Source organism: Enterobacter cloacae complex sp. HYC033_NIDB, from assembly GCF_056673335.1.
Genome location: NZ_CP115123.1, coordinates 3,848,549 through 3,860,794 on the forward strand (window position 1 = coordinate 3,848,549; position 12,246 = coordinate 3,860,794).

Sequence of the window (12,246 nt, forward strand, 5' to 3'; positions counted from 1 at the left end):
CGTTACAGCGTTTGCAGCAGGCTCGCTAACTGGCGATTAATCACCTGCTGATTGAATTCTGCTTCAACTTTTTGCCGCGCATTTTGCAGCACAGGGATCAGCGTCTGCTGATCGATATCACTGAACGCAGCCAGACGATCCGCCAGCGCCAGCGCATTGTTTTCAGGGACCAGCCAGCCGGAGTATTCAGAGGTGATCAGCTCAGGGATCCCGCTGTGCAGGGTCGAGACTACCGGAATGCCGACCGCCATCGCCTCCATCAGCGCCACGGGAATACCTTCCATATCGCCGTCGGCGCCGGTTACGGAAGGCAGCAGGAATACATCCGCATCATCAAGCATGGCTTTCACTTCGTGGCTCGGCTTGAAGCCCGGCATCTCGACCACGTCTTCCAGCTGATACTGTTCAATCAGCGTGCGCAGGCGACGCTCCCACGGCCCGATACCCAGGATGCGGTAGTGGAAGTCCACGCCGCGCGCCTTCAGCTGGCGACAGGCTTCGATGGCTACGTGCAGCCCTTTCTTTTCGGTCAGGCGGGCAACAGAGATAATTTGCAGCGGCTTGCCCGGCACCTTAACCGGTCGCTGAGTGAAACGTTCCATATCCACGCCCATGCGTGAAACGGTGATTTTCTCGCTCGGGCACCCCATGGTTTTCAGGCGTCCGGCCCACAGGTTGCTTATCGGCAGCATCATGTCGCCGCGGCGAAACAGCTGCTGATATTCCGGCGTGTAGTGGTTCAGTACTTCCCGGCTGGAGATGTCGATACCGTGGAAAATGGTTGCGATTTTGCCGTCAATCACCCCCAGCTCACGCAGTTTTGCCGCAGTGACGCCCGCCGGGCCAAAGTGGGCGATAAAGACATCGGCCCGGTACGGCTGGGCCGTTTGCCCGCAAATGGCGGAAAGGATCAGGTTGCGGGCCTCCGCCCCATAGCGCGACATATTCAGCGCCCGCCACGTCGAGGCGCGATGAAGGCCGCGCAGCGTCTGGCTGGCGCGATGGCGCAGTTTGTTCATTCGTCCGGTGGGTTCATCCTGCAACCAGCGGGTTTTCGCCTCCAGCCCATACCGGGTATACGCCGCATGGGTGTTTTGCGTATCGCCCTTTTGCAGGGCGATAATCTCCACGTCATACCCCATATCGATAAACGCGGTGATTTGGTTCAGCACAAAGGTTTCAGACGACAGCGGAAATTTCAGTAAGAAGAAACCAACCTTCATTTCCCCTCCCGGACGCGGTCGAGTACGGATTTCACCATGCCAATACCTTTTTCGCGTTCGGCTTTTACCGCTATCGCCAGACGTTCGTTGATCGCAGGCAGCTGGCCGAGCGTGTCGCCCACCATCGCACCCAGCGACCCGTCCAGCAGATGACGAATATCAACGGCCATTTCCGGCATACCGAGCTGCTGCATAATGCCCGCGGACTTGTGTTCGTAGTTAATGGCGATGGCTGGCGTGCCGAAGTTCATCGAGATAATAGCCGAGTGCAGACGCGTGCCCACGGTCAGGTCGCAGGCGGAGAGCAGCTTGCCCATCTCAAGGTCGTTCAGCTCGTCCATCACCACGTGATAGCGGGACGGGTCGTTCACCAGGTTGCGCAGGTTGAGCGCCACCATACGGTCATCTTTGTTGTAGCTGTCGATACCGGTACAGGTGGAAAGCGCCAGCACCTGGTAACCGCTGTCCAGCACGCGGTTCACCACATCGGCAAAGGCTTTCTCGTACGCCGCCTGGGTCGTGCCGAGGCGTTTATCGAACGGCGCAAGTTCACGTAGGGTAATGGCGACGGTTTTCTGCTTTGCCGCCACGTCCAGCCAGTGCTGTACCGCGTAGCTGGCCTGGAAACTGTCATCCTGATGATCCACCAGCCAGGCGGTGTCCACACCGTGCTCCACTTTGCTGGTGTCGATTTCACTGCGCTTCATCATGTCGAGGCTGACCGATTCACGCAGGATCAGCGCGTCGCAGTGGCCGAAGACATAGTTCGCCAGCTGGTTAAACTGCGGATCCTGGAATGGCCCGACGCTGTGGCCGATCATAAACAGCGGCTTTTTCGCCATGAACGTACAAAGTGCATGCTCAAACTGCGGCACGCCGTACAGATCGACGAAGAACGAACCGCCCACCTGAATAATGGCGTCATAGCCGGACAGCAGACGAACAAAATCGGTAAAGCCCTGCGCGATGGCAATGTTGCGCAGCTTGCCGGTGTCGGTCACGCGAGAAAGCAGCACCTGATGCTGGTAGCGGCGACGCAGCACTTTCTTCACGCGCCCCATCACGCCCGCGGCGTTGTTGTGCTGTTTCATCTGGCTGTAGAGCGGGTCGCCCATCACCGGGCGGTTCAGTAACCAGGATGAGCTGACCGGATAACGGCTCATCACATCCACTTCAGTCTCAGGCTTAAGGGTGTTAATTGCATCCAGTAAACCGCGCAGGATGGCGCTGTCGCCACGGTTGCCGCAGGTATGGTTGCCAAGAATAAGTAATTTCATAATGGCCTCGTAAAATTAGCCTGCGCGAAGCAGCGTTTTCATTTTTTCGTTACGGCAAAACTGGCGCTTCATCTCGACCACCAGCGCATTGCGTGACAGCACAATCATCACGGCGAACGCCAGCGCGCCTGCCGCGACCTGCACCGCAAGCAGCGCCGCCAGCGGCAGATGCCCGTTGAGCACCACGCCCAGGCCGTAGCTCACCGCAAGCGTCGGTAAGGAGAGATAGAACGGCAGCCACAGGCTGAGGATGTACTGACGGTAGCTGGAGCCCAGCACCGGTTTGATCATCACGAAGTAGCTCAGCACGGTATTGACGATTTGCACCAGCAGGAAGCCGAGCGTCACGCCAATGGCGCCCGCCATGTGGCCGCCCACAATAATTGCCGGAATAAACAGAAAAGTTTTAAACACGTTGAACTTGAAGCTGATATCCACGCGCGCCTTCGCCATTAGCAGAGAACCAATCGGGTTCCCCACCGAGCGCAGCAGCCCCACGACGCACAGCAGTTGCAGGATCGGGATGATGCTGTTCCACTTCTCGCCAAACACCAGCGGTACGAAATTGCTGGCAACCACCATCAGCCCCAGCAGCACCGGAAAGTTGATGATCCCCACGACGGAGAGCAGCTTGTAAAAGTTCACGCGCAGCTTTTCGGTATCGTCCTGAATTTTGGCGAACGCCGGGAACAGCACGCGGGTAATGATAGGGTTGAGCTTCATCGGCGGGACAACCGCGACGTTATACGCCAGGTTGTAGCCACCCGCGACGCTCGCGCCCAGAATACGCGCCAGCACCAGCGTGGAGAGGTTAGTATTCACGTAGTTGATAATGCTGTCTGCCGTCAGCCACGCGCCGAAGCGCAGGTTGGATGAAACAGACGCCAGCGAAAAATGCAGCCCCGGGCGATAAATCTTACGGCCAAAGAAGCCAAACAGCAGCGTGCGCACGGCAGAGTTAACCAGGTAGCCGAGGATGGCGGTCATCGCCAGCGGCCAGAAATGGGCGCTGACCACAGTGAAGGTAAAGCCCGCCAGTACGGCGCTGGTTTCAATCATGCCGATTTTGTTGAACTCCAGCTCCTTCTGCATCAGCGCGCGGAACTGCTGCCCGTGCGGGATCACCACGAAAGCGAACGACAGGGTGCGCATCAGCGGCGCCAGGTCCGGGTTATGCAGCACGCCGGCAATCACATCGCTCAGCAGGAACACCAGCACAAAGACGAAGATACCCAGCCCGACGTTCAGCCAGTAGAGGGTGGTCAGCTCCAGATGGCTGATCTCTTTGCGCTGGATAATGGAGTTGGCGATACCAAAGTCCGACAGCGTATCGGCCAGGGCGATAATCACCAGCGAGACGGTCAGCAGACCAAACTGGTGGTTATCGATAATGCGCGCCAGCACCGTCATCTGCACCAGGCCGAGGCCAATAATGACGATGGTGGCCATGGCTGACCATTTCGCGCCGCTGATGGTTTTTTCTCGTAAGCTCATCTTAGTACGCCGCTTTGTTCACGAAACCTTTGAAAATGGTCAGAAAAACAATCTTGATATCGAACCAGAGGCTCCACTCGCGGATGTATTCCAGATCGAACTCGATACGTTTTTCCATTTTTTCCAGCGTGTCGGTCTCGCCGCGCCAGCCGTTGATCTGCGCCCAGCCGGTGATGCCTGGCTTCACCTTATGGCGCAGCATGTAGCCTTCGATCAGGGTACGGTACTGCTCGTTATGGGCCACGGCGTGAGGACGAGGCCCGACGATGGACATCCCGCCGGTGAACACGTTGATGAACTGCGGCAGCTCATCGAGCGAGGTACGACGCAGGAAGTTACCCACGCGGGTGACGCGCGGATCGTTCTGCGTCGCCTGGGTCACCACCTTGTCGTTCTCCATCACCTTCATGGAGCGGAATTTCCACACCATGATCGGCTTACCGTCCATGCCGTAGCGGGTCTGACGGAAGATGATCGGCCCCGGCGAGCTGAGCTTCACCGCCAGCGCAATGCAGCACAGCACCGGGGAGATGAGCAGCAGGATCAGGGACGAAAGGACGATATCTTCCACGCGCTTCAGCACGCGGTTAATCCCCGACAGCGGCGTGTCGTACAGTGGAACAACCGGTACCCCGTTCACCTCTTCAATACGGGAGTGGAGAATATTGAAGGTGAAGACATCCGGGATGAGGATCACCGAGCAGGTGGTATCCGCCAGCTCGCGCATCAGTTTCTTGATGCGGGATTCATCTTTCATCTGCATGGCGATGTAGACGTTATGAATTTTGCCGGCTTTCGCATCGTCAATAAGCTGTTCGTAGTTACCTGCCCAGTCGGACGGCACGCCGCCGGGCTTCGCATCGTGATAAATCCCGACCACTTCAAAACCTAACCACGGCTCTTTGCGGAAGCTGTCGAGCAACACCTGCCCCACCGGCAGGTCGCCCGCTACGGCAACGAAGCGACGGTTATACCCGCGGTTGCGCAGCCAGCCCGCGCCAAAGCGGATCAGCGAGCGGCAGACCACCATGCCAATGCTGGTTAACAGATACCAGCAGAGATAGGTCACAAGACGGTTATCAAAATCATGGCTGAACGCCACCAGCCCTGCGCTGAAAACCAGGCTTAAGGTCCAGTTCTGGAGCAGCAGCATCAGTTCGGTGGTCATTTTGACGCCGCGCCATGAACGATAAAAATCGGTCATGCCGCCGATCATCTGAAACACCACCAGCGCAATCAACGCCATCAGCAAGTGCATGTATAAGAACGACTGCCCGCTGACCCAACACACCGCCCACAGTCCGCCGACCATGATGGTGATATCAGAAAAACGCTGCACCATAGAGATTAACGATGCATTCGTTCTCGCTCGTTCGCGCTTTTTTAGATTTGTCATCGTTGTTCCTTTAGTTCTAAACCTTACCCCTCGCCCCTCACCCCGGCCCTCTCCCCAAAGGGGAGAGGGTGTTCAAGTTCCCTCTCCCCTTTGGGGAGAGGGTTAGGGTGAGGGGTAAGGTTTTCTTTTTACTGATTCAACAGCGCCAGAATGTCCTTCGTTCGGGCTTCCATCAGCGCGGTATCGGCGCGGGACTCCACGTTCAGGCGCACCACCGGCTCGGTATTGGAGGAGCGCAGGTTGAAGCGCCACTGCGGGAACGCCATGCTGATACCGTCGGTACGGTCAATCTCCAGCGCATGAATGGCAAAGTGGTGCTCTACGCGGGCAATGGCCTCAGCGGGCTGCGCCAGTTTGCTGTTGATCTCCCCGCTCGCCGGGAACGCCGCCATGCGGTCGCGCACCAGTTCGCCCAGGCTCTTCCCTTTCAGGCACAGCAGCTCAGTCACCAGCAGCCACGGGATCATCCCGCTGTCGCAGTAAGCAAAATCACGGAAATAGTGGTGGGCGCTCATCTCGCCGCCGTAGATGGCGTCTTCCTCACGCATACGCTCTTTGATAAACGCGTGGCCGGTTTTGGACATCACCGGCTCGCCGCCCGCGGCCTTCACCACGTCGACGGTGTTCCAGGAAAGACGCGGATCGTGAATGATTTTCGCCCCCGGGTTTTTCTCGAGGAACGCTTCCGCCAGCAGGCCAACGATGTAGTAGCCTTCGATAAACTGCCCTTTCTCGTCGAACAGGAAGCAGCGGTCGAAATCGCCGTCAAAGGCGATACCCATATCGGCGCCGTGCTCAATCACCGCGTTGCGGGTGTCGTCGCGGCACTCCGGCAGCAGCGGGTTAGGAATACCGTTCGGGAAGTTGCCGTCTGGCGTGTTGTGCACTTTGACGAAGGTCACCGGCACGTTCAGCGCCTTAAAGCGGGCTTCAAGTGCATCGACAACCGGGCCTGCCGCGCCGTTGCCGGAGTTAATCACCAGCTTCAGCGGTTTGAGGTTCGCCACGTTGATGTAGCCCAGCAGGTGGTCGATGTACTCTTTTTGCAGGTTAATCTGCTTATAGCTGCCGCGTGTGGCTTCATTCACCGGTGGGAAGTCGTTGGCCTCGGCCAGACGCTGCACGTCACGCAGGCCGGTGTCGCCGCTGATAGGACGCGCGCCCTTGCGTACCAGCTTCATGCCGTTGTAGTCCATCGGGTTATGGCTGGCCGTCACTTCGATACCGCCGTCCACGCCAAGGTGGAAGGTGGCAAAATAGATCTCTTCGGTACCGGAAAGGCCAATGTCCAGCACATCGACGCCCGCGTCCTGTAGCCCTTTCGCCAGCGCCAGCTTCAGGGATTTGCTGGTCAGACGCACGTCGCCGCCCAGCACGATAGTTTGTGGTTTCAGGTATTCGCCGTACGCGCGGCCGATGCGCCACGCAATGTCTTCGTTCAGCTCTTCGCCCAGCTTGCCGCGAATATCGTAGGCTTTAAAACAGGTTAATTTTTCCATGATGACCCCTTTTTCAGGCAACAGTTGGCCCTGACCATGTAATGGCCAAATTTATTTTTGTCATTCGTAGGCCCGGAAAGCGCAGCGCCACCGGGCATGATGCGGAGTGCTACACGCGCCCGTAGCGATCCTGGAAGCGGATGATGTCGTCCTCTTCCAGATAGGAGCCGGAACGCACCTCAATTAAGTCGAGCGGAATTTTCCCCGGGTTTTCCAGACAGTGCGTGGCGCCCAGCGGAATATAAATGGACTCGTTTTCACCGAGCAGCTTCACTTCACCGTCGATGGTCACTTTGGCGGTCCCCGCCACCACCACCCAGTGTTCGGCGCGGTGATGGTGCATCTGCACCGACAGCCCTTCTCCCGGCTTCACGGTGATGCGTTTCACCTGGTAACGCTCGCCGGCGTCGATGGAGTCATATTTGCCCCACGGGCGGTAGACTTCGCGGTGAATATGGTGTTCGTGGCGGCCATCGGCCTTGATCTGCTCCACCACTTTTTTAACGTCCTGCACGGCATTACGGTCGGCAATCAGCACCGCGTCTTTGGTCTGCACGACCACCAGATCCTTCACCCCTACCGTGGTGACGAGGCCAGATTCGGCGTAGACGTAGCTGTTTTCCGTTTTGTGGCTGATCACATCCCCGTGATGGACGTTACCCTCCGGGGTATGCGCGCTAATCTCCCACAGTGACGACCAGGAGCCGACGTCGCTCCAGCCCGCATCCATCGGTACCACTACCGCATCTGCCGTACGTTCCATCACCGCATAGTCAATGGACTCTTCCGGACAGGCGAGGAAAGCTTCTTCGTCCACGCGGATAAAATCGAGATCCGGATCCACCACCGCCATCGCTTTTTCGCAGGCGCTTAAGATATCCGGGCGATATTTTTCCAGCTCTTCCAGGTAGCGACCGGCGCGGAACAGGAACATACCGCTGTTCCAGTAGTATTCACCGCTGGCGACGTACGCCTGCGCGGTTTCCAGATTCGGTTTTTCGACAAACTGCGCCACGTCAAAGGCCACGCTGTCGCCTTCACCCGGCGTAACGCTGCCGCGGCGAATATAGCCATAGCCGGTTTCCGGGAGATCCGGCACGATGCCGAAGGTCACCAGCTTGCCGTTCTCAGCGTAAGGAATCGCGGCGCGTACCGCATCGCGGAAGGCCTCTTCCTGCTGGATGACGTGGTCAGCCGCCAGCACCAGCATCAGCGGGTCGCAGTCCGGGCTGCTGCGTTTTGCCGCCAGCGCCGCAAGGGCAATGGCAGGCGCCGTGTTACGTCCGGCAGGCTCCAGAATGATATTTTCGGTCAGTTTGTTCAGCTGGCGCAGCTGCTCGGCAACGATAAAGCGGTGCTGTTCGTTACAGATCACCACCGGGCTTTCACACTCCACGCCGTGCAGACGGTTAACCGTCGTTTGCAGCATGGTGAGGTCGCCTTTCAGGCACAGAAATTGTTTTGGATAAAGCACGCGGGACAGTGGCCACAACCGGCTCCCGGATCCACCCGCCATTACGACCGGATACAAAGTGGTTTGACTCATGATTTATCCCCGTATATCTGCAATAAATTGGCTCAGCACGTTCTCTTTCTCGAGCGTGCGTTCGGCATATTCACGTGCCACCGTGTTCTCTTTTGGCATGGCGAGTGCCTGCTCAATTCCGGTCACCAGCGCAGGAACCGATTCCGGCTCCACGCAAACGGCAATGCCCGGGTAGCTGTTGCACAGCTGGCCTAATTCTGTTGCGGCTTCTGCCGTAATCACCGCGTTTCCGCCCACTGCCAGAATGTTGGTCAGCTTGGACGGCAGCACCGCATCCGCCGCGCCGCGTTTTTGCACCACCAGATGGCAATCCGCCATTTTCAGCAGCGCGGGCAGCGCGTCATAAGACTGAAGCGGGAAGAAGCGGATGTTGGTCAGTCCGCGCTCGCTGGCCATTTTTTCCAGCCGCGCTTTACCGCCGCCCTGCCCGACTATCACGAACATCCACGGGTGTTCGCTCAGCTGAAGCGCGGCGTCAATCACGCTCTCCAGCCCCTGTTTTTCGCCGATGTTGCCTGAGTAAAGAATGATTTTTTGCTCAGCAGGCAACCCGAGCTGCGCGCGTAACGCCTGCGCATCCTGGTCTGTCACATCGCGGAAGCGCGCCACTTCGGACCAGTTCGGAAAGAAGATCACTTTTTCCGCCGGGACGCCCTTCTCCTGCGCCTTGTTCATCATTGAGCGCGAAATGGTCGAGACGTAATCCACGTTGTGCAGGCCGCTGCGCTCAAAGGCGCTGGCGAGCTTCGCCACCTTGCCGCCCTTGCCTTTCCCGGCCATCCCCAGCCCGAGCATGGCGTCCACTTCATAATCCTGAATGTGCAGCAGGGTGCGCGCGCCGGAGAGTTTGCCCAGCAGGCGCATGCCTGGCGTACAGAACAGCGTCGGCACCACGCCGATGATGCGATCCGGCTTCCAGCGACGCTGCGCCATCAGCGGGAAGAAACTGCTCAGGGCAAAGCTGCCCAGATGAATTAAACGTTTCAGCGTCGAGGGCTGTTTCGGCACGTAGAGCGGGCAGCGCCAGACGGTCGCGGCGCCCTCTTCGCGGCGGTAGCGCCAGCTGGAATAGCGTTCGCCTACCTTCCACTCCGGGTAATACGGCGGGGCAGTAATCACCCGCACGTCATGTCCCTGGCTCGCCATCCACTCGACCATCTCGCCGGTGTATTTCCCGATACCGGTAAGCTCCGGCGAGTAGTTAATTCCGTAGACGAGGATTTTCATAGACCTGGCACCTCGGCCTGACGTTCCGCAAGGAAGTACGCCCGACTGTTGTCATGGACGTTGTCGCTTGCCAGCAGCGCCTCTGGCGTTAACCAGCGGTAATCGTCATGCTGAGAATCAGGCAGACGCAGGTCTGCCTCACTCACCTTCAGGCGGAACCCCAGCACGATGTAGTGCGTGGTGAACCCGGTGCCTGAAAAGTTATCGTCATAGAAGTGCTGCCAGACCCCGTAAAACTGGCCCGCTGCCATCGGCAGTTGCAGGCCCAGTTCCGCCAGAGTGAGACGCTCAAACGCATCGGTAAGCGTCTCATCCTTCTGCACGCGCCCGCCGGGCACGAACCAGAAGCCCTGTGCAGGACGATTGGTTCGTTTCCCCAGCAAGAACTCGCCGCGTTCATTCTCCACGATCAAATCGATTGAGATCAGCGGAGTGGAACGCACTACCGTGGCAAAATCTTCCTGACTTAAAAACATCATTACCCCCGGAAGCGGTGCTGGTTTTCCAGGAACCACTGGTAGGTGCTGGCCAGCCCCTGCTCCAGTGAGACCTCGTGATACCAGCCCAGCTGATGCAGACGGGTCACGTCCAGCAGCTTGCGCGGCGTGCCGTCCGGTTTGGTGGCGTCAAACACCACGCGTCCTTTGTAGCCCACCACCTGCGCGATGGTCTGCGCCAGCTCGCGAATGGTGCAGTCCACGCCGGTCCCGACGTTAATGTGCGACAGCATCGGCTCGGTGTTTTCCTGCCACACCTCGCGATCCAGCTCCATGACGTGAATGCTGGCCGCCGCCATGTCGTCCACGTGCAGGAACTCACGCATTGGCGTACCGCTGCCCCACACCACCACGTCCGGGGCGTTTTCGGCAGTCGCCTCGTGGAAACGACGCAGCAGCGCCGGGATCACGTGCGAATTGCTCGGGTGGAAGTTGTCGTGCGGTCCGTACAGGTTGGTCGGCATCACCGAGCGATAGTCGCGGTTATACTGACGGTTGTAGGATTCACACAGCTTGATCCCGGCAATTTTGGCAATCGCATACGGCTCGTTGGTGGCTTCAAGCGTGCCCTGCAACAGTTCGCTCTCGGCGATCGGCTGCTTCGCCATTTTCGGGTAGATACAGGATGAGCCGAGGAACAGCAGCTTATTCACGTTGTGCAGATGCGCCGCGTGAATGATGTTGCTCTCAATCATCATGTTCTCGTAGATGAAATCCGCCGGGTAGGTGTTGTTAGCGACAATGCCGCCCACCTTCGCCGCCGCCAGATACACCTGGTCGATACGTTCGCTGGCGAAGAAGTCCTGCACCGCTTTGCTGTCAAGCAGGTTCAGCTCGTCGCGGGTGCGAACAATCACCTCAACGTCGCCGCGCTGTTCCAGCTGGCGAACAATCGCGGAACCCACCATTCCGCGATGACCGGCGACAAAAATACGTTGTTTTGTCATTCTCAGGACTCCAGCGCGATGGCAACCTCGTAGCCATGAGACTTGAGCAGGGAGTGTTTTTTCGCTGCTTCAAGATCTTTGGCCACCATCTCGGATACCATTTCTTGCAGGGTGGTTTCTGGTTTCCAGCCCAGCTTCTCGTGCGCTTTGGTTGGGTCGCCCAGCAGGGTTTCCACTTCAGCAGGACGGAAGTAACGCGGATCAACCTGGACAATCACGTCACCTGGCTTCACGCCCGGTGCGTCGTGGCCGGTCACGGAAACAACGATACCCTTCTCTTCCACGCCGGTGCCTTCGAAGCGCAGCTTGATGCCCAGCTGTGCCGCAGCCATCTCAACGAACTGACGCACGGAGTACTGCACGCCGGTCGCGATCACGAAGTCTTCTGGCTGTTCCTGCTGCAACATCATCCACTGCATTTTCACGTAGTCTTTCGCATGGCCCCAGTCACGCAGGGAATCCATGTTGCCGAGGTGCAGGCAAGACTCCAGGCCCTGAGCGATGTTGGCGATCGCGCGGGTGATTTTGCGGGTCACGAAGGTTTCGCCGCGACGCGGAGATTCGTGGTTGAACAGAATGCCGTTACAGGCGTACATGCCGTAGGATTCACGGTAGTTCACGGTGATCCAGTAAGCGTACAGTTTCGCCACAGCGTACGGAGAACGTGGGTAGAACGGCGTGGTTTCTTTCTGCGGAATTTCCTGCACCAGACCGTACAGCTCAGAGGTAGATGCCTGGTAGAAGCGGGTTTTCTTCTCAAGACCAAGGAAGCGAATCGCTTCCAGCAGACGCAGCGTACCCATCGCATCCACGTCAGCGGTGTACTCCGGGGACTCGAAGGATACCGCAACGTGGCTCATTGCCCCCAGGTTGTACACTTCATCCGGCTGTACTTCTTGCAGGATGCGGGTCAGGTTGGAGGTATCGGTCAGGTCGCCGTAGTGCAGATGGAATTTCGGGTTTGCCGCATGCGGATCCTGGTAAATGTGATCGACACGCTCGGTGTTGAATGAAGAGGCACGACGCTTAATACCGTGAACTTCATACCCTTTTTCCAGCAGCAATTCTGCCAGGTAAGAACCATCTTGTCCGGTAACGCCGGTGATGAGAGCGACTTTAGACATGTTTATATTCCTCTGT

The 12,246-nt window shown here is 58.0% G+C and carries 10 protein-coding genes; all 10 read right to left on the reverse strand.

The window, feature by feature from the left end; genetic code table 11:
• Positions 1-2: 2 nt before the first annotated feature.
• Positions 3-1,223, reverse strand: coding sequence for a colanic acid biosynthesis glycosyltransferase WcaL (wcaL, locus tag O1721_RS18540; protein WP_032103501.1), 1,221 nt, complete (start codon positions 1,221-1,223; stop codon positions 3-5).
• Positions 1,220-2,500 (reverse strand): colanic acid biosynthesis pyruvyl transferase WcaK, encoded by a 1,281-nt coding sequence (gene wcaK, locus O1721_RS18545; RefSeq protein ID WP_032103503.1) that lies wholly within the window; start codon positions 2,498-2,500, stop codon positions 1,220-1,222. Before wcaK ends, wcaL begins: the two co-directional genes overlap by 4 nt.
• Before the next feature lie 15 nt (positions 2,501-2,515).
• Positions 2,516-3,994 (reverse strand): colanic acid undecaprenyl disphosphate flippase WzxC, encoded by a 1,479-nt coding sequence (gene wzxC, locus O1721_RS18550; RefSeq protein ID WP_015572379.1) that lies wholly within the window; start codon positions 3,992-3,994, stop codon positions 2,516-2,518.
• A 1-nt stretch (position 3,995) separates the two neighbouring features.
• Positions 3,996-5,390: an undecaprenyl-phosphate glucose phosphotransferase gene (gene wcaJ / locus O1721_RS18555; RefSeq protein WP_006811236.1), complete on the reverse strand. Its 1,395-nt coding sequence runs from the start codon at positions 5,388-5,390 to the stop codon at positions 3,996-3,998.
• Between the two features lie 128 nt (positions 5,391-5,518).
• Positions 5,519-6,889, reverse strand: coding sequence for a colanic acid biosynthesis phosphomannomutase CpsG (cpsG, locus tag O1721_RS18560; protein ID WP_032648865.1), 1,371 nt, complete (start codon positions 6,887-6,889; stop codon positions 5,519-5,521).
• A 109-nt stretch (positions 6,890-6,998) separates the two neighbouring features.
• On the reverse strand, positions 6,999-8,435 hold the full coding sequence (cpsB, locus tag O1721_RS18565) for a mannose-1-phosphate guanyltransferase (protein ID WP_032648868.1): 1,437 nt from the start codon (positions 8,433-8,435) through the stop codon (positions 6,999-7,001).
• A gap of 3 nt (positions 8,436-8,438) precedes the next feature.
• Complete coding sequence (gene wcaI, locus O1721_RS18570; RefSeq protein WP_022651482.1) at positions 8,439-9,662, reverse strand: colanic acid biosynthesis fucosyltransferase WcaI; 1,224 nt, start codon at positions 9,660-9,662, stop codon at positions 8,439-8,441.
• Positions 9,659-10,138, reverse strand: a complete 480-nt coding sequence (locus tag O1721_RS18575; protein WP_065186924.1) for a GDP-mannose mannosyl hydrolase — start codon at positions 10,136-10,138, stop codon at positions 9,659-9,661. The genes wcaI and O1721_RS18575 overlap by 4 nt, the downstream gene beginning before the upstream one ends.
• Positions 10,139-10,140: 2 nt before the next feature.
• Entirely contained in the window at positions 10,141-11,106 is a 966-nt protein-coding gene (gene fcl / locus O1721_RS18580; protein ID WP_015572377.1) for a GDP-L-fucose synthase, read from the reverse strand.
• A gap of 2 nt (positions 11,107-11,108) precedes the next feature.
• Entirely contained in the window at positions 11,109-12,230 is a 1,122-nt protein-coding gene (gene gmd / locus O1721_RS18585) for a GDP-mannose 4,6-dehydratase (protein ID WP_003863514.1), read from the reverse strand.
• Positions 12,231-12,246: the final 16 nt, after the last annotated feature.